This is a genomic window from Pseudonocardia wallangbongensis (assembly GCF_054486945.1).
The window spans coordinates 676483-694197 of the sequence record NZ_JBRERS010000001.1 but is presented as its reverse complement, the minus strand read 5'-3'; the positions used below and the strand labels follow the sequence as shown (position 1 = coordinate 694197).

Here is a 17715-nt window from a genome sequence, read left to right as displayed (position 1 = left end):
TAGAACTACACAGCGATGGAAGATGGCGACCCGATGACGTCCCCCGTGCCCGAGCCCGGCGCCCTGACGATCGACCCCTCGGGTGCGATGCAGGGCCGCACGGGGGGCTACGAGAAGCAGCTCGGCGACATGGCCGGCGTGTACCGCGACGAGCGCGCGTTCGCCGCCGCGCTGGCCGAGCGCGGCGCCGACCACGTCGTGTACCGGGTGGCGGAGCACCGCAGCGGGGACGGTCCCGGTGCGCTGATCATCGGCACCAGCACCCTGCTGCCGGGGCGGTACGGGGACGAGTTCGCCGTCACGCGCGGGCACCTGCACGCCCGCGCCGACCGCGCCGAGCTCTACCACTGCCTCTCCGGGCGCGGCGTGCTGCTGATGGAGGCCTTCGACGGGCGCAGCCGCGCGGTCGCCCTCGGGCCGGGCGACGCCGTGCACGTGCCGGGGCACTGGGTGCACCGCAGCGTGAACACCGGCGACGAGCCGTTCGTGACGCTGTTCTGCTACCCGGCCGACGCGGGCCAGGACTACGCGCTCATCGCCGACGCGGGTGGCATGGCGCGGCTCGTCGTCGACGACGGCACGGGCGGCTGGACCACCCGTCCCAACCCCGACCACACCGGCTACCGGAAGGAAGCGGCCTGATGGAGCTCGAGTCCGACGTCCTCGCCGCCGTGGAGGCGCTCGCGGTCGTACCCGTCGTCGAGATCGACGACGCGGCCACCGCCGTACCGCTCGCGCGCACCCTCGCCGACGCCGGGCTCCCGGTCGTCGAGGTCACGTTCCGCACGCCCGCCGCGCGCGATGCGGTGGCCACGATCGCGGCCGAGCTGCCCGGCTTCCTGCTCGGCGCGGGCACGCTGGTGCTGCCGGACATGGTCACCTCCGCCGCCGCGGCGGGCGCGCGGTTCGGGGTCTCCCCGGGGTGGTCGGCCGCCTGCCTGGCCGCGGCCGCGGCGGCCGGGCTGCCGTTCGTGCCGGGCGCGGTCACGCCGAGCGAGGTGGGGGCGTGCCTGGAGGCCGGGGCCCGGCACATCAAGTTCTTCCCGGCGGGCGCCTACGGCGGAATCGGCACCCTGAAGGCGCTCGACGGACCGTTCGGCTGGACGGGGGCGCGGTTCATGCCGACCGGCGGGGTGCGCCCGGAGAACGCGGCGGAGTACCTCGGCCTGCCGAACGTCTTCGCCGTGGGCGGCACCTGGATCGCCCCCCGCGCCGACATCGCCGCGGGGCGCTGGGACGTGATCGCGCAGCGCGCCCGCGCCGCCGCGGCGCTGCGCCCCGCCGGTGCGGCGTGACCGTCGAGCTGCCGCGCCCGGCCGAGCGGCCGACGCTCTACTTCGTCGGCGTCACGACCGGGCGCTCCTCCATCCGCCCGGTGTTCCCGCGCTGGGCGCGGGCGCTCGGGCTGGGCGACGTGCCGCTGGTCGGGGTGGACCTGCCGCTGCACGCCCCGCGCGCGGACTACCGGCGGATCGTGGAGTTCCTCGCCGCCGACCCGCAGAGCGCCGGTGCGCTCGTCACCACGCACAAGATCGACCTGTACGCGGCGTGCGCCGACCTCTTCGCCGACGTCGACCCGCTCGCGCGGCTGATGGGCGAGGTGAGCTGCCTGGCCAAGCCGGGCGGGGCGCTCGTGGCGTCCGCGAAGGACCCGGTCACGGCCGGGCTGGCCCTGGACGCCATCACGCCGCCCGGGGCCTGGGCGGCCGCCCCGGCCGACGCGTTCGTCATGGGCGCAGGCGGCTCGGCCATCGCGATCAGCTGGTACCTCACCCGCGCGGAGCGCGGGGCGGACCGGCCGCGGCGGATCGTCGTGACCGACCCGGACCGCGAACGGCTCGCCGCGCTGCGCCGCGTCCACGACGAGCTGGGCACCGACGTTCCCGTCGAGTGCCGGCCGGTCGACGACCCCTCGGGCAACGACGCCGTGCTCGCCGGGCTGGCCCCGGGCGCGCTCGTGGTGAACGCGACCGGCCTGGGCAAGGACGCGCCCGGCTCGCCGCTCACCGACGCGGCCCGGTTCCCCGGGCAGGCCGTCGCGTGGGACCTCAACTACCGGGGCGACCTGGTGTTCCTCGACCAGTCCCGGAACGCCGGAGCGCGCGTGCACGACGGCTGGGAGTACTTCCTGCACGGCTGGACGCGGGTGATCGCCGAGGTCTTCGAGGTCGACATCCCCACGTCGGGCCCCCGCTTCGAGGAGCTGGGCCGGCTGGCGGCGGCGGCGCGCCGATGAGCGAGCTTGCGAGCGAATCAATGTCACAGCGCCCGCGCGAAGCGCCGCCCGAGCGCAGCGAGGGCGAGCGATGAGTGCGGAGCCGGTGCTGGAGCTGATCACGAGCAGGCAGGACCGGATCCGGCCCTCGGAGCGCAAGGTCGCGGCGGCGGTGCTCGCCGATCCGGCCGCCGCGGTGCACCTGAGCATGGCCGGGCTCGCCGACGCCGCCGGCGTGAGCGAGCCGACCGTGATGCGGTTCTGCACGGGGCTGGGCTTCGGCGGGTTCCAGGCCTTCCGGCTCGGGCTCGCCCAGTCGCTCGCGGTCGGCATCCCGGTGACGCACTCCGCGATCGCGCCCGACGACCCGGTCGAGGCGATGGCCGGCAAGGTCTTCGACCACACCCTGAGCAGCCTCGACCGCACGCGCCGCTCCCTCGACACCGCCGCGGTCGCGGCCGCGGTCGACACGCTCGTGCGGGCGGCGTCGGTGCACTTCGTCGGGCTGGGCGCGTCCGGGATCATCGCCCAGGACGCCCTGCAGCACGCGGTGCTCTTCGGCGTGCCGTGCAGCGCGCCGGTCGACCTGCACCAGCAGTACATGGCCGCCGCGGTGTGCGGGCCGGGCGAGGTGTTCGTCGCGATCTCCAACACGGGGCGCACGACGTCGGTGCTGGAGGTCACCGAGCGTGCGAAGCGCGGCGGGGCCTCGGTCATCGCCGTCACCGGAGGTCCCGGTCCGCTCGCCGACCTCGCCGACGTCGCGATCGTCCTGCGCACATTCGAGGACACCGACATCTACACGCCGACCGTCAGCCGCCTCGCCGGGCTGGTCCTCATCGACGTGCTGGCGACGGCCGTGGCCGTCCGCAGGGGGCCGGGCCACCTCGAGCGGCTGCGGGAGATGAAGGAGGCGCTCTCGGTGTTCCGGGGCAGCGCCGACGACAGCTGAGGACACTTGACATCCTGTAATTACAAGTGATCCGATGGGTGCGATGAACAGAGTCGTTTTCTCCGCGCGCGGGGTGGGCAAGAGCTACCCGGGCGTGCAGGCGCTCTCCGATGTGGACCTCGACGGGCACGCCGGCGAGGTGCTCGCGATCTGCGGTGCCAACGGGGCGGGCAAGTCGACCTTCGCGCGGCTCCTGGCCGGGCAGGAGCCGCCCAGCGCCGGCGAGATCCGCGTCGCGGGGCACCCCGCGCCGGTGGCCGATCCCGCGGAGGCCGACCGCGCCGGGATCCTGCTCATGCACCAGGAGCCGCTGGTCGTCGACGACTTCACCGTGGGCGAGAACGTGTGGCTGTACCGGCTGCGCTCCGGGCGCGACATCCGGCCGTGGTCGCTCGCCCGCCGCGGGGACGACGAGACCACCCGGCAGGCGCTGCGCGACGTCGGGCTCGGTGACGTGCCGCCGGGCCGGCTCGCCGGATCGCTGGCCCCGGGGCAGCGGCAGATGCTCGCGCTGGCCCGCGCCCGCGTCACGCCGCACGAGGTGCTGATCCTCGACGAGACCACGGCCTCCACCACCGAGGAGCACTTCGCCGACGTGCAGGAGATGGTGGCCGCCGAGAAGGCCGCCGGCACCGCCGTCGTGTTCGTGTCGCACCGGATGCCCGAGGTCTTCGCGCTCTCCGACCGCATCGCCGTGCTGCGCGGCGGGCGGCTCGTAGCGGTGTTGCGCACGGCCGAGACCGACGCCGCCGAGGTCACGATGCTGATGATCGGCGAGGGGGTCCGGGCGCTGCAGCGCCCGCCCGCGCACCGCGCGGAGGGTCGCGCCCCGGCACTGTCGGTGCGCGGCCTGCACGCGGGCTCGGCCACGGACGTGTCGTTCGACGTGCGCGGCGGCGAGGTCGTCGGGATCTACGGGCTGGTCGGCAGCGGCCGGTCCTCGGTGGCGCGCTCGGTCTCGGGACAGCAGCAGCCGCGGGCCGGCACCGTCGAGGTCGGCGGCCGCGCGGTGACGATGCGCAGCCCCGGCGCCGCCCTGCGCCACGGCGTCGTGCACCTCACCGAGGACCGGCGCCGCGAGGGGTTCGTCGGGGAGTTCACGAACGCCGAGAACCTCAGCCTCGTCACGCTGCCGCGGCTCGCGACGGCCGGCGTCGTCCGCCGCCAGGAGGAGCGGACCCGGGTCACCGAGCTGATCGAGCGGTTCCAGGTCACGGGCGGGCCCGAGACACCCACGCGGGCGTTGTCCGGGGGCAACCAGCAGAAGGTCTGCCTCGCGAAGTGGCTGGCCGCCGACCCCGGCGTGATCGTGCTCGACGAGCCGACCAAGGGCATCGACGTCGGAGCCCGGCTGAACATCTACGAGATCATCCACGGCCTGTCGCAACAGGACAGGGCGGTCCTCGTGGTCACCAGCGAGGCCGAGGAGGCCCTCCTGCTGTGCCACCGCGTGCTCGTGCTGCGCGACGGCCGGCAGGTCGCCGAGCTCGACGCCGCCGACGCCTCCACCGAGGACCTGATCCGCGCCGCCCTGGGAGGAGCCGCCGCATGACCGTCAGGGCGAAGAAGGCGAGCGCCCCTGCCGAGACCTCGGCGTGGGCCGGGCGTGGCCTCGGGTGGCTGCGCACCCAGTACCCGCTGCTCATCCTGCTCGTGCTGGTGGTGCTCGCGGCGGTGCTGTCCGACGCGTTCCTGTCCACCCGCAACCTCGAGAACCTCGTGCTGCAGATGTCGGTGATCGGCATCGTGGCGCTGGCGCAGTTCATCGTCGTGGTGTCCGGCGGCATCGACATCAGTGTCGGCTCGGTGCTGGGGCTCGCGTGCGTGCTGTCCGCCGGCCTGTTCGGTGGGGCGTCGACGGCCGTAGCGGTGCTCGTGGCCGTCGCCGTCGGCGCGCTGCTCGGGGCCGTCAACGGGTTCCTCGTCGCGTTCCGCGGGCTGGAGCCGTTCATCGTGACGCTCGGCATGCTCGCGCTGGCCCGCGGCCTCGTCTACGCCTACACCGAGGGCGTGCCGGTCCGCCCGGCCGACCCGGCGTTCACGCTCGTCGGCACGGCCACGGTGCTGGGCGTGCCGGTGCTCGGTGTCATCTGGGTCGCGGTCGCCGTCGGCATGGCGTTCCTGCTGCGCCGCACCGTGTTCGGCCGCCGCGTGTACGCGGTCGGGAGCACGCGGGAGGCCGCGCACGCCTCCGGGGTGCCGGTGCGCGCCACCCTGCTCGCCGTCTACGTCATCGCCGGGGTGCTGGTCGGACTCGGCGGGTTCCTGCTGGCGTCCCGGGTCGGGGCGGGCACGCCCACCGCGGGCAACCTCTTCGAGCTGGACGCCATCGCCGCCGTCGTCATCGGCGGGGCGCGCCTGTCCGGCGGGCAGGGCCGGGTGTTCGGCGCCGTCGTCGGCACCGCGATCTTCGGCGTCATCACGAACCTGCTCGTCCTGCTCAACGTCTCGACGTTCCTCCAGGACGCCTTCCGCGGCGCCCTGATCCTGCTCGCGGTGGCGCTGGCCACCATCGGCCGTTCCCCCGCCCGACGCGGTCGCTGACCCCGACAACAACCGGAGACCCCATGCGCACCCCCCGCCTCCTCGCCGTCGCGGCGGCCGCGTCCCTCGCGCTGCTGTCCGCCTGCGGCACCGTCGGATCGAGCTCGTCGCCCACCGAAGCCCAGGAGGCGAAGCCGGTCACCGAGGTGACGATCGGCTTCGCCCAGCGCCAGATGGACGCCCCCTACTACGCCGCCATGGAGGCGACGGCGCAGCAGCGCGCGCAGGACGAGGGCTTCCACCTGCTGTACCAGAACGCGGGCGGGGATCCGGTCACCCAGCTCAACCAGGTGCAGGCGATGCTCGCCCAGGGCGTCGACGCGCTCGTCGTCAACGCGATCAGCCCGGAGACCCAGCGCACCCAGCTCGAGCAGGCCGCGGGCGAGGTGCCGGTGCTGTTCGTCGACACCTCGATCCCGGACATCGGGCTCACCGCCGTGCAGTCGGACAACCACGAGATCGGCCGGCTGTCCGGCCAGATCACCGCGAAGCGCATCGGCACCGGCACGACCGTCCAGGTGGCCGTCCTGAACGGCGGGCCCGACGACGAGATCGTCGGCCCGGCCCGGCAGGAGGGCTTCCTCGCCGGGCTGACCGAGGGCGGCGTGACCCCCGAGGTCGTCGCCTCGGCCACCGCCACCTACACCCAGGAGGAGGCGATCCCGGCCACCGAGTCGATGCTCGCCGCCCACCCCGAGACCGACCTGGTGCTCGGCCTCAACGACTCGATGGCCCTCGGCGCGCTCAGCGTGCTGCGCAACCAGGGCAACAGCACGGTCCTCGTCGCCGCCGCGGCGGACGGGCAGAAGGAGGCGCTCGCCGAGATCGCGGACGGCGGCTGCACCGGGCAGTACGTCTCGACCGGCCTGAACTCCCCGAGCCTCGCGGCCGAGCAGGTGTTCGACCTCGCCGTGGGCGTCGCCACCGGGCAGACCGACCCGGCGACGGTCCAGAAGACCTCGCTCACCAAGGCCGGGGGCATCGGGTGCGAGAACGTCTCCGAGTTCTACGACCCGAGCAGCGTCTTCTGATGCGGTGCCGCGTGTGTGCTAGACGGTGCACCGGATCGTCGATCAAGGGGAAATGGTGGCCAAATGATCTCTGGGAGCGACCATTTGCCCTTGATCAGCTGGGCGGCCTGATCGCAGCCGGCCCACGCGCAGCGGTCGGGGACCTCTCGGCCGCACCTGAGGCTCAGGCGCTGGCCAGGCCCGCCCAACGCGCGAAACCGGCCAGGGTGTCGGTGCGGCGTCGGTCCGACTCGGCGAGCGTCGCGACGGTCTCGCGCACCTGCGGGTGGTAGCGGGTCTGCAACGGCGCGATCTGGCGAGCCCGGAACCCAGCGAGATCGTCGCCTTCTACATCGCGAACGACCTGACCGAGCGGATGCTCTCCACGCACGTCGACGACGGCACCGGGCACTGCGCCGGATGCGCCTGGCAGCAGGCAGCTCAGCCCGCCACCCCTGCGCGCTGCGATACAACGCCGAGGTCGCCGACCGGCAGAAGCGGCGGTAGCTCAGCGGCGTGGAGTGTCGCTCAGGCTCCACCCGGACACCCGCGCCAGTGCGACCTCCAGCTGCGGCATCTTGATCACATCCGTCTTCACGAGATCGTGGATGGTCACGTTGATCAGGTGCGCGTGCTGGATCTGCGTCGCGTGCACCGGGGGCTCGTCCTCGTAGCCGCTGGCGACATCCCGGAGCGCGACCCGCACCGCGGCGGTGGTCGCGCCGTCACCGGGCCCCGTCTGCCCGGCCAGGGCGCGCAGCCACGCCGAGCGGCCCACCGCGTGCCCGGTGATCACCTTGCCGTCGACGTAGAGCGCGACCCCGAACCCGTCGTCGACGCGCGCGAAGTTCTCCAGCATCCCCCGCAGCACCGGGAACCGGCCCTCGTCATCCCACTCGTCAACGCTAGGGGGCTGCATACCCTCTGTCATGTCGCGACCCTATCGAGTCACCCTGCGCGGCTCGGGAGGAGGAGCCGGCGCCCGGCGCGCCATCTCGGCCGCGCGTCCCGCGTAGCAGCGGATCGTGCACGGATGCACCGGACGCGCCTGCTGATGCCACGAGCAGCCTGCGCTCCTGTTGCCACCGGAGGCCGGTTTCGCTGGCTGACTGACCCACAGTGAGCGCACTGAATCGCCGATCAAGGGGAAATGGTCGCCGAATGATCTCTGGGAGCGACCATTTGCCCTTGGTCATCCCTGCCGGGCAGCCATTTGCCCTTGATCGCTGCGACGGCCGGTCCGGCTCCGACCCCACCCCGGTGGGAGCGCCGCCAGGAGGCCCCGAGAAGGACCCCACGATCTTGCGCGATCATCCTCCCGGGGCCAGATCCACAACGCTCGGCGCTGATCTGGCCGGACGGCGCAAGCCGGGACTGAAGCCCCTTCAGCCCCTGGCCGCCCGGCGGGCGTTGAGCTGATCCAGCCCCACGGCCACGAGGATGAGCACGCCGATGGCGATCTGCAGCCAGAACGGGTCGATGCCGAGCAGCGTGCCGCCGTTGTTGAGCAGCCCGACGATGACGGCCCCCAGGAGCGCGCCGACCGCCGTGCCCCGGGCGCCGAACAGGCTGGCCCCGCCGATCACGCACGCGGCGATGGCCTGCAGCTCGTAGCCGGTGCCCGAGGTGGGGACGCCGTTGCCGAGGCGGGACGCGAGCAGGATGCCGCCGAGCCCGGCGAGCAGCCCGGAGATCGCGTAGACGCTCACGAGCACCGGCCGCACCGGCACCCCGGACAGCCGCGCCGACTCGGCGTTCGAGCCGACGGCGTAGACGTAGCGGCCCCAGACCGTGCGGCGCAGGGCGAAGGCGACGGCGGCCGCCACGATCAGCATGATCCAGATCAGGTTGGCGATGCCCAGCGTGGTGCCGCCCGCGATGTCCTGGAACGCCGGTGGGAGCGGCTGGACGGTCCGCCCGCCGGTGATCAGCAGCGTCGCGCCGCGGGCGATCCCCAGGCCGGCCAGCGTCACGATGAACGCCGGCATCCGGAAGACCGCCACGAGCACGCCGTTGACGGCGCCGACCACCGCGCCCGCCAGCAGCGCGAGCAGCACCGCCAGCACGACCTGGCCGCCCGCCGTCGCCTCGAACACCACGGACGCGGAGATCACGCCGGACAGCCCGACCACGGAGCCGACGGACAGGTCGATGCCGGCCGTGAGGATCACCAGGAGCTGGCCGATCGCGATGATCGCGAAGATCGACACCTGCCGGCCGAGGTTGTCCAGGTTGGTGCCCGTGAGGAACGTGTCCGTGGCCAGCGAGAGCGCGAGCGCCAGCAGCACCAGGACGGGCAGCCCGCTGACGCCGCGGCCGAGCAGGTCGCCGACGGTGAGCACCTGCGGCGGCGCGGGCCGTGGTCCGGCCAGGGTGAGTGTGCGCGGCTGGGTCACTCGGTGGTCTCCTCGTCGCTCTCGATGTCACGGCGGGGGCTGGCGAGCTCGAGGATCCGGTGCTCGGTGGCGTCGGCGGCGGCGAGCTCCCCGGCGACCGCCCGCTCGCGGAGCACGACGATCCGGTCGCAGAGGCCGATCAGCTCGGGGAGGTAGGACGACACGACCACGACCGCGAGCCCCTGCTCGGCGAAGTCGGCGATGATCCGGTAGAGGTCGGACTTGGCGCCGACGTCGACGCCCTTGGTCGGTTCGTCGAGCAGCAGCACCTTCGCGCCGGTGCCGAGCCACCGGCCGAGCAGCGCCTTCTGCTGGTTGCCGCCCGACAGCGACGTGATCGGGTCGTCCCAGCCGCCGTGCCGCAGGCGCAGGCCGGCCACCGCGGTCTCGGCCCCGGACTGCTGCGCCCGGGCGCTGATCACGCCGGCGCGGGCGGCGCGGGGGAGCGTCGCGATCGTGACGTTCTCGCGGATCGACAGCTCCGGCAGCAGCCCGGACTCCTTGCGGTCCTCGGTGAGCAGCGCGATCCCGTGCCGCATCGACGTGCGCGGCGAGCGCAGCGGCACCTCCGCGCCGTCGACGAGGACGGTGCCCGCCTGTACCGGCGCCCCGCCGAACAGGGCGTGCAGGAGCTCGGAGCGTCCCGCGCCGAGCAGGCCGGCGAGCCCGAGGATCTCGCACTGCCGCACGGCGAGGTCGACGGGCGCCGGGAACCCGGCCGGGTGCAGGCCGCGCACCTCGAGCCGCACCGGTCCGGGGTCGCGGCGGGTGCCCGGGTAGAGCTGGGTGATCTCGCGGCCCACCATCGCGGCGATCAGGCCGGCCTCGTCGAGCCCTTCCAAGGGGCGCGTGGTGACGTGCCGGCCGTCGCGCAGGACGGTGACGCGGTCGCCGATCGCGAACATCTCCTCGAGCCGGTGGGTCACGTAGAGCACGGCGGTGCCCGCGTCCCGCAGCACCCGGATGCGGTCGAGGAGCGCCTCGGCCTCCCGCTCGGACAGCGCGGTGGTGGGCTCGTCGAGGACGACCAGGTCGGTGCCGGACCCGACGACGCGGGCGATCTCCACGAGCTGCCGGGTGGCCGTGCCGAGGTCGCCCACCGCGGCGTCGAGCGGCACCGCCCGGAGCCCGACGCGGTCGAGCAGCTCCCGGGCGGCGGCGCGCTGGCGGCCCCGCGACACCACCCCGAACCGGTGCGGCAGCCGGCCCATCAGCAGGTTGTCCATGACGCTGAGCTCGGGCAGAAGCGACAGCTCCTGGTACACGACGCCCACGCCGGCCTGGCGCACCTGGGCCGGGGTGGGGTGCGGGCCCATGTCCCGGCCGTTCACCGCGTACCCGCCGCCGTCCCGGGCGACGGCCCCGGTCAGCACCTTGATCAAGGTGGACTTGCCGGCGCCGTTCTCGCCGGCCAGGCAGTGCACCTCGCCGGGGAGCACCTCCAGGTCGACGTCGTCGAGCGCGACGACGGGGCCGTAGGTCTTGCGGGCGCCGGTGAGCGAGACGACGGGGGCCACCGGTCAGCCCGTGGTGGTCGGCGGGTCGAGCAGGGCGGCGAGCGCCGGATCGCCCACGTTCGACGGGTCGACGAGCACGGCCCCCGGGTCGAGGTTGACCGGGGGAGTGGAGCCCTGCAGCGCCATCGCGGCCTCGACCACGCCCTGGTAGCCGAAGAAGAACGGGTTCTGCACGAGGATCGCGTCGATCGCCCCCGTGCGCACGGCCTCGACCTCGGCCGGGTCGGAGTCGAACGCCACCACCGCGAGGGCGTCCGCCCGCCCGGATGCCCCGACGGCACGGGCGGTGCCGGTGCCGGAGGTGTTGTTGTCGGCGAAGATCCCGGCGAGGTCCGGGGTGCGGGTCAGCGCGTCGTTGACCTGCCCGACGGCGGTGTTGAGGTCGTTGCCGTTCACCAGCGTCTGGATGATCTGCGCGTCCGGGCAGCCGGTCCCGAGGCCGGAGCGGAAGCCCTCGAACCGGTCGATCAGCACCTGCACGCCGGACACCGCCGACTCGTGCAGCACCTTGCCCGCCGGGTTGCCCTGCCGGGTGAGCAGGTCGCACATGCGCTGGCCCGCCTGCTGACCGGCCTTGATGTTGTCGGTGCCGATGAAGCCCTCGGACTGCGCGCCGATCGCGTTGTCGACCGTGATCACCGTGATGCCCGCGGCGCGGGCGCGGCCGACGACGTCGTCGAGCGCCGTCGAGGAGTTCGACGCCAGCACGATCGCCTCGGCCCCGCGGGAGATCGAGTTCTCCACGAGGCTGACCTGCTGGGCGATGTCCGTCTCGGAGGTCGGGCCGAACAGTCCCAGCTGCACGCCGAGGTCGGCGCCCGCCTTCTCGGAGCCGGCCATCATCGACTGCCAGAACTCCGAGTCCGTCGCCTTCACGATCACGTCGATCCGGCTGCCCGCGACGGGCGCCTGCCCGGCCACCGCCGCCGGATCGGATGCGCCGCCGGACGCCGCCCGCCCGACCAGCAGGCCGGCCCCGAGGGCGACGACGGCGGCGACCGCGAGGACGCCGAGCGAGACGCTCCGGACTGTCGTGCGCGTCACAGTGGGCACGGCCAGAGTTCATCCTGTCATGACAGGATTGTCAAGGCGCGCGGCGCATCCTCGGACAGGTGACATGTGGGCGGACCGGGCGCTTCGTCCGCCGTAATGTGGGCCACCTGGTCGGCCTGAACCGGGAGCCTGGATGGACGCATCGGCCCTGATCTGGGGCGCCACGATCGTCGGGATCGTTGGCCTGCTCGCCCTCGACTACTTCTTCCACGTGCGCAAGGCGCACGTCCCGACGATCCGGGAAGCCGCGGTGTGGTCGGCGCTCTACGTCGGGATCGCGGTGCTGTTCGGCGTCGGCGTGCTGGTCCTCGGCGGCACGGCGATGGGCGCGGAGTACTTCGCGGGCTACCTGACGGAGAAGGCGCTGTCGGTCGACAACCTGTTCGTCTTCCTCGTGGTCATGACCAGCTTCCGGGTGCCGCGCGCCGACCAGCAGAAGGTGCTCCTGTTCGGCATCGTGTTCTCGCTCATCGCCCGCACCGGCTTCATCCTCGTCGGCGCCGCGCTGATCAACACCTTCGCCTGGGTGTTCTACCTGTTCGGGCTGGTGCTGCTGATCACGGCGGGAAACATCCTCCGGCCCCGGGACTCGGAGAACCGGTCACCGGACAACATCATGGTCCGGCTCGCCCGCGCGCTCTTCAGGACGTCCGAGGAGTACGACGGCGACAAGATCTTCACGGTCCGGGACGGCAAGCGGGTCATGACGCCGATGCTGCTGGTCATGGTGGCCATCGGCGGCACCGACATCATGTTCGCGCTCGACTCCATCCCCGCGATCTTCGGCCTGACGCAGAACGTGTACGTGGTGTTCACGGCCACGGCGTTCTCCCTGCTGGGGCTGCGCCAGCTGTACTTCCTCCTCGACGGCCTGCTCGACCGGCTCGTCTACCTCTCCTACGGCCTGGCGGCCATCCTCGCCTTCATCGGCGTCAAGCTGATCCTGCACGCGCTGCACGAGAACAACGTCCCGTTCGTGAACAACGGGCAGGCGGTCGACGTCATCGAGATCAGCACCGGCATGTCGCTCGTCGTGATCATCGGCGTCCTGGTGGTGACCGTGGTCGCCTCGCTCGTCAGCCCGAAGGGCCGGGCCGTGAACCTCGTGTCCGCGGCGCGGCGGCACGCCACCGAATACCTGACGTGCGAGATCGACCCGGCGGTGCGCGAGAACGTCTTCCGCAAGCTGCTCGGCGAGGAGGCCCAGCTGCGCAAGCTGCCGGAGAAGTACCGGGCGCGGATCCGGCAGGAGGAGCAGCTGATGGAGCTCCTGCGGCGGGCGCACGCGGAGCACGACGGCGTGGCCACCCGGCGCCCGTGACGCCGGTCAGCGGGTGGTCCGCTCGCCGCCGTTGACGGCGACGCACTGGCCGGTGATCTGCCGGGCACCGGGGGAGGCGAGGAACGCGACCGTGGCGGCGATGTCGTTCGGCGTGCTCGGCCGCCGGGTGGCGGCGGCCCGGATCAGGGCCGACCGGCGCTCGTCGGTGAGCCGGTCCCGGAAGAACTCCGTGTCCGCGACGTAGCCCGGTGCGACGGTGTTGACGGTGACGCCGCCCGGCCCGAGCTGGTGGGCCAGGTCCACGGTCCAGGACGCGAGCCCGGCCTTCGCCGCGCCGTAGGCGCCGGCGCCCTTGTCCGCGGCGATCGATCCGATGTGCACGACCGTGCCGCCGGGCCGCAGCCGGTCCCGCAGGGCGGTGGTGACGAGCACCGCGGACAGCAGGTTCGCGTCCAGGTTCGCCCGCCAGTCCGAGGCGACCGCGGCGAGGCCCGCGGGGGCGTCGCGGTCGAGGTCGGTGTTGCCGCCCGCGTTGTTGACCAGGACGTCGACGTGTCCCGGCAGCAGGTCCAGCGCGGCCTCGACGGCGCCGGGGTCGGACGCGTCGAACGGGACGGCGACGGCCCGGCCGCCCAGCTCCGCGACGAGCTTCTCCAACGGGTCCGGTCGCCGCCCGGTGACGACGACGTGGTGGCCGTCCGCGTGCAGCGCGACGGCGATGGCGCGGCCGATACCAGTGCCTGCTCCGGTGACGACGGCGGTGCGCATGGTTCTCCTCGGGGTCGTAGGACACGTACTCGCCCACCGTGTCGCGCCGGGCCGATCGATGCTGCTCTCATGATGAATTCCGGCTGATCGATCAGTAATCTCTAATGATGGAGATCCGCTGGCTGCGGGCCGCGGCAGCCGTCGCGGAGCACCTGCACTTCGGCCGCGCCGCCGCGACCCTCGACATCGCGCAGTCGCAGATCAGCCAGCAGGTGGCGGCGCTGGAACGCGAGCTCGGGGTGCGGCTGTTCGACCGGGACAGCCGCAACGTCGCGCCGACGTCCGCCGGTGCCGCGTTCGTCGCCGACGCCCGCGCGGCACTGGAGCGGCTGGACGCGGCGGCCGGGCGGGCCCGGGCGGCGGGGCGCGGGGAGCACGGGACGCTCGCCGTCGGCACGGTGGGGTCGGCGCTGAGCGCACCGCTGCCGCGCCTGCTGCGGGCCTTCCGGGAGCGGTTCCCCGCAGTCACGGTCAACTTCGCCGAGCTCACCACCGCCGAGCAGGTCGAACGGCTGCGCGCAGGCACCCTCGACGTCGGGTTCCTGCGCCCGCCGCTGCCCGATCCGGGTGCCCAGGAGCTCGAGCTGGTCACCGTCGCCGTGGAGGGCCTGGTCGCGGTGCTGCCGCCGGGCCACCGGCTGGCCGGGCGATCGGCCGTCCGGCTGTCGGCGTTGCGCGACGACGCGTTCGTCCGCAACCCGCGCCGCCTCGGCGCGGGCCTGCACGAGACGGTCACGGCGCGTTGCCGGGCGGCCGGCTTCGAGCCGCGGGTGGCGCAGGAGGCCGTCGACATGGACACCGTGGTCGGCCTGGTCGCCGCCGGCTACGGCGTGGCTGTCGTACCGGCCTCGGTCGCCGGGCGCGCGCCGCGCGACGTGACCTTCGCCCGGCTGGTGCCGGCCGGCCCTCCGATCGAGCTGGCCCTGGCCGTGCCGGAGCGACCGCCGTCGCCGGTGGCGGAGCGGTTCATCGCGCTGGCCCGAGACATCGGCCCGGTTCGGTTGTGAGCGCGAGCCCGTTGCGGGAGGATCGTCCGGCTCCCCTCGCCGGGAGCCGCGCGGGCTCCGACGGTCGGACGACGATCGGAGTGAGATGGACACGAACACCAGGTCCGTTGCGCAGACGATGTGGTGGCTCGTCCTCGTGCGCGGGATCCTCATGGTCCTCTTCGGGATCCTCGCGCTGGTGTGGCCGGGGATCGCCCTGCTGACCCTGGTGTGGCTCTTCGGCGTCTACGCCATCCTCGACGGCGTCACCGCGGTCGTGATCGGCGTCCGCAGCCGCGGCGAGCCGCACCGGGTCTGGACCGTCGTCCAGGGCGTCGTCTCGGTGCTCGCCGGTCTGGTCGCGCTGGCCTGGCCCGGGGTCACCGCGCTCGCCCTGCTGTTCGTGATCGCCTTCTGGGCGATCATCATGGGGATCGGGGAGATCGGGGGTGCGTTCGCGTCCCGCCGGAGCGGGTCGGGTGCGTGGGGCTGGACTCTGGCCGCCGGGATCCTGAACGTGGTGTTCGGCGTGCTGCTGCTGATCTGGCCGGCGGGCGGCCTCCTCGCGCTGGTCTGGCTCGTCGGGATCTTCGCGCTCGCCGGCGGCAGCGCGCGGGTCGTCCGGGCGGTCCGGGTGCGGTCGGCGGCGGGCGCCGGCGACCGCACCCTGGAATCCCACTGACCGTCAGGTGCCGGTGTAGTCGGGAACCTGCACCGCCGCGCCGTCGGCCAGCGCCGAGGCGTGCGCGCAGATCCCGGGTGCCGTCCACGCGGCCGCCCGCCGGGCGTCGACGAGCGGTGCCCGCCCGTCCACGACGCTGCGCACGAACTCGTCCACCAGGAACGGGTGGGACCCGCCGTGATCCGCCCCCACTCGGACCTCGGCGGGCATGCCCGGCAGCCGCACGGCGGTGGGGCGGACGAACGGCCGCAGCGGCTCCGGCAGCCGTTCGGGGCGGTCGGGCGGGGCGAGCGAGCTCGCCCCGACCCGGTTGCCGCGCCGCCCGGGAGCGGGCCCGGCCATGTCGAACACGGTCAGCTCGCCCTCGTTGTCGATCGGCCACTCGACGCCGCGGCGGTCGCCGTAGATCGAGAACCCCTCGATGTAGCTGCGGGCGGTCTGGGAGAACGACATCTGCACGTCGGCGAGCACGTCGCTCCCGCGCAGCCGGAACAGGCCCATCTCGGTGGGGAACGGGTTGTCGAAGCCGCCGGTGCGGCGGGTCTCGGCCAGCTGCCCGGCGCCCTGGCACTGGACGCTCGCGACGGTGGTGCCGAGCAGGTGCAGGATCGGCGACAGCGCGTGCGTCACGTAGTGCATGGGCGGGAAGCCCTGCCAGTACGTGGGGAAGCCGTCGAGGTTCTGGATGTGGTAGCCGCGGTAGAGGGTGAGATCGCCCAGCTCGCCGGCCCGGTGCATCTCCGCGACGGCGAAGTACTCCCGGGCGAAGACCGTGGTCTCCATCATCATGTAGTTGCGACCCGACGCCTCCTGGGCGGCGATGATGCGGTCGAGGTCCTCCAGCGTGGTGGCCATCGGCACGGCGCACGCCACGTGCTTGCCCGCCTGGAGCGTGGCGACGGACAGGTCCGCGTGCGTGTGCACCGGGGCGAAGACGTGCACCGCGTCGATGCCCGGGTCGGCGAGCGCGTCGGTGATGTCGCCGTACCCGGCGCCGAGCCGGTACCGGTCGGCCACCGCGGCGCGGCGCTCGCGGTCGGGCTCGACGAGCACGACCTTCGCCACGTCGGGGTGGCTGAGGTAGATCGGCACGAACTCGGCGCCGAAGCCCAGCCCGGCGACGGCGACGACGAGGCCGGCACCGCTCACGAAAACGCCACCTGCTCCTCCTCACCGGTCAGGAACACCACGCCGCCGGTGACGAAGTTGTCCAGGTCCTTGCTCGCGGCGAGGCCCTCGGGCGAGGCGAGCACCGCGTCCATGGCCGCCTTGTCCTCGGCGTACAGCTCCGCGACGAGGATCCAGTCGGGGTTCCCGTCGGTCCACTGCAGGTTCCAGCCCGTGAGGCCGGTCATCTTCTGGGCCAGCGGGACGTGGGTCTGCATGTAGTACTCCCGGAAGGCTGCGGGGTCGGTCGGCGTGCCGTAGAGGATCGTCATGCGGTACACGTCAGCTCGCTTCCGTCGTGTTCGTGGCTGTGGTGGGAAGGTCGATCCGCAGGTAGGAACGCATGTGGTCGACCATCGCGACCTCGGTGGGCAGCCGCTCCATGCTGGAGGCGCCGAGGAAGCCCTGGACGCCGGGCACGTCGCGGATCACCTCGGCCGCCTCGGTGGGCGAGTGGATCGGCCCGCCGTGGCAGACGACGAGCACGTCGGGGTTCTTCGCCCGCGCCGCGGCGGCCAGCTCGGCCACCTTCTCCTTCGACTCGGCGAGCGACAGGGCGGTCTGCGCCCCGATCATCCCGGAGGTGGTGAGCCCCATGTGCGGCACGACGACGTCCGCGCCGGCCTCGGCCATGGCGGCCGCCTCGTCCGGGTTGGCCACGTAGGTGCAGGTGAACAGGTCCAGCGCGTGCGCCGCGGCGATCATGTCCACCTCCTTGTCGAAGCCGAGGCCGGTCTCCTCGAGGTTGGCGCGGATGATCCCGTCGAACAGGCAGACGGTCGGGTAGTTCTGCACGCCGGAGAAGCCGGCCTCGGCGACCGTGCGCAGGAACTGCGGCATCAGCCGGAACGGGTCGGTGCCGCACACGCCGGCGAGCACCGGCAGGTCGCGCACCACGGGCAGCACCTCGGCGCCCATCTCCATCACGATCGCGTTGGCGTCGCCGTAGGGCATGAGGCCGGCCATCGAGCTGCGCCCCGCCATCCGGAAGCGGCCCGAGTTGTAGATGACGACGAAGTCGAGGCCTGCCGCCTCCGCGCACTTCGCCGACAGGCCGGTGCCGGCGCCGCCGCCGATGATCGGCCGCCCCTGCGCCACCTTGGCGCGCAGGCGGGCGACGAGCTCGGATCGGGTGGGCATGAG

Annotated in this window: 19 protein-coding genes; 10 read left to right on the top strand and 9 right to left on the bottom strand. The window is 73.3% G+C overall.

The window, feature by feature from the left end; all coding sequences use genetic code 11:
• Window positions 1–33 precede the first annotated feature (33 nt).
• From ACU436_RS03360 to ACU436_RS03330, 7 genes are all read left to right on the top strand, one after another.
• Window positions 34–642 carry a glucose-6-phosphate isomerase family protein gene (locus ACU436_RS03360; RefSeq protein ID WP_459021469.1) on the top strand — a complete coding sequence of 203 codons (609 nt, stop codon included), beginning with the start codon at window positions 34–36 and terminating at the stop codon, window positions 640–642.
• Complete coding sequence (eda, locus tag ACU436_RS03355; RefSeq protein ID WP_459021467.1) at window positions 642–1295, top strand: bifunctional 4-hydroxy-2-oxoglutarate aldolase/2-dehydro-3-deoxy-phosphogluconate aldolase; 654 nt, start codon at window positions 642–644, stop codon at window positions 1293–1295. The genes ACU436_RS03360 and eda overlap by 1 nt, the downstream gene beginning before the upstream one ends.
• Entirely contained in the window at window positions 1292–2236 is a 945-nt protein-coding gene (locus ACU436_RS03350) for a shikimate dehydrogenase family protein (RefSeq protein ID WP_459021465.1), read from the top strand. The genes eda and ACU436_RS03350 overlap by 4 nt, the downstream gene beginning before the upstream one ends.
• Window positions 2237–2306: 70 nt before the next feature.
• The gene (locus tag ACU436_RS03345; protein ID WP_459021464.1) at window positions 2307–3167 is read left to right on the top strand and encodes an SIS domain-containing protein; all 861 of its coding nucleotides are present in this window, start codon (window positions 2307–2309) and stop codon (window positions 3165–3167) included.
• Window positions 3168–3210: 43 nt separating this feature from the next.
• Window positions 3211–4719, top strand: coding sequence for a sugar ABC transporter ATP-binding protein (locus tag ACU436_RS03340; RefSeq protein ID WP_459021462.1), 1509 nt, complete (start codon window positions 3211–3213; stop codon window positions 4717–4719).
• Window positions 4716–5711 carry an ABC transporter permease gene (locus tag ACU436_RS03335; RefSeq protein ID WP_459021460.1) on the top strand — a complete coding sequence of 332 codons (996 nt, stop codon included), beginning with the start codon at window positions 4716–4718 and terminating at the stop codon, window positions 5709–5711. Before ACU436_RS03340 ends, ACU436_RS03335 begins: the two co-directional genes overlap by 4 nt.
• A gap of 23 nt (window positions 5712–5734) precedes the next feature.
• Window positions 5735–6742, top strand: coding sequence for a substrate-binding domain-containing protein (locus ACU436_RS03330; RefSeq protein ID WP_459021458.1), 1008 nt, complete (start codon window positions 5735–5737; stop codon window positions 6740–6742).
• A 163-nt stretch (window positions 6743–6905) separates the two neighbouring features.
• Here the strand turns inward: ACU436_RS03330 and ACU436_RS03325 are convergent, their stop codons facing one another.
• From ACU436_RS03325 to ACU436_RS03305, 5 genes are all read right to left on the bottom strand, one after another.
• Window positions 6906–7133: a hypothetical protein gene (locus tag ACU436_RS03325; RefSeq protein WP_459021455.1), complete on the bottom strand. Its 228-nt coding sequence runs from the start codon at window positions 7131–7133 to the stop codon at window positions 6906–6908.
• Between the two features lie 96 nt (window positions 7134–7229).
• Window positions 7230–7652, bottom strand: coding sequence for a hypothetical protein (locus tag ACU436_RS03320; protein WP_459021453.1), 423 nt, complete (start codon window positions 7650–7652; stop codon window positions 7230–7232).
• A 454-nt stretch (window positions 7653–8106) separates the two neighbouring features.
• On the bottom strand, window positions 8107–9117 hold the full coding sequence (locus ACU436_RS03315; RefSeq protein WP_459021452.1) for an ABC transporter permease: 1011 nt from the start codon (window positions 9115–9117) through the stop codon (window positions 8107–8109).
• On the bottom strand, window positions 9114–10634 hold the full coding sequence (locus ACU436_RS03310) for a sugar ABC transporter ATP-binding protein (RefSeq protein ID WP_459021450.1): 1521 nt from the start codon (window positions 10632–10634) through the stop codon (window positions 9114–9116). The genes ACU436_RS03315 and ACU436_RS03310 overlap by 4 nt, the downstream gene beginning before the upstream one ends.
• 3 nt (window positions 10635–10637) lie before the next feature.
• A complete protein-coding gene (locus ACU436_RS03305) occupies window positions 10638–11678 on the bottom strand; it encodes a substrate-binding domain-containing protein (RefSeq protein ID WP_459021448.1) in 1041 nt (346 codons plus the stop codon).
• 142 nt (window positions 11679–11820) lie between these two features.
• Between ACU436_RS03305 and ACU436_RS03300 the strand changes: the two genes are divergently transcribed.
• Complete coding sequence (locus ACU436_RS03300; protein ID WP_459021446.1) at window positions 11821–13008, top strand: TerC family protein; 1188 nt, start codon at window positions 11821–11823, stop codon at window positions 13006–13008.
• A gap of 6 nt (window positions 13009–13014) precedes the next feature.
• Here the strand turns inward: ACU436_RS03300 and ACU436_RS03295 are convergent, their stop codons facing one another.
• A complete protein-coding gene (locus ACU436_RS03295) occupies window positions 13015–13737 on the bottom strand; it encodes an SDR family NAD(P)-dependent oxidoreductase (RefSeq protein ID WP_459021445.1) in 723 nt (240 codons plus the stop codon).
• Between the two features lie 107 nt (window positions 13738–13844).
• On the opposite strand from ACU436_RS03295, the gene ACU436_RS03290 reads away from it, so the two are divergent.
• Complete coding sequence (locus ACU436_RS03290; protein ID WP_459021443.1) at window positions 13845–14744, top strand: LysR family transcriptional regulator; 900 nt, start codon at window positions 13845–13847, stop codon at window positions 14742–14744.
• An 85-nt stretch (window positions 14745–14829) separates the two neighbouring features.
• Entirely contained in the window at window positions 14830–15405 is a 576-nt protein-coding gene (locus tag ACU436_RS03285; RefSeq protein ID WP_459021441.1) for an HdeD family acid-resistance protein, read from the top strand.
• Between the two features lie 3 nt (window positions 15406–15408).
• Here ACU436_RS03285 and ACU436_RS03280 read toward each other — a convergent pair whose 3' ends face one another.
• Genes ACU436_RS03280 through ACU436_RS03270 form a run of 3 tightly spaced genes read right to left on the bottom strand, consistent with a single transcriptional unit; the run spans window position 15409 to window position 17712 of the window.
• Window positions 15409–16554, bottom strand: a complete 1146-nt coding sequence (locus ACU436_RS03280) for a Gfo/Idh/MocA family protein (RefSeq protein ID WP_459021439.1) — start codon at window positions 16552–16554, stop codon at window positions 15409–15411.
• On the bottom strand, window positions 16551–16844 hold the full coding sequence (locus ACU436_RS03275) for an EthD family reductase (protein WP_459021437.1): 294 nt from the start codon (window positions 16842–16844) through the stop codon (window positions 16551–16553). The genes ACU436_RS03280 and ACU436_RS03275 overlap by 4 nt, the downstream gene beginning before the upstream one ends.
• Before the next feature lie 10 nt (window positions 16845–16854).
• The gene (locus tag ACU436_RS03270; RefSeq protein ID WP_459021435.1) at window positions 16855–17712 is read right to left on the bottom strand and encodes a phosphoenolpyruvate hydrolase family protein; all 858 of its coding nucleotides are present in this window, start codon (window positions 17710–17712) and stop codon (window positions 16855–16857) included.
• Window positions 17713–17715 lie beyond the last annotated feature (3 nt).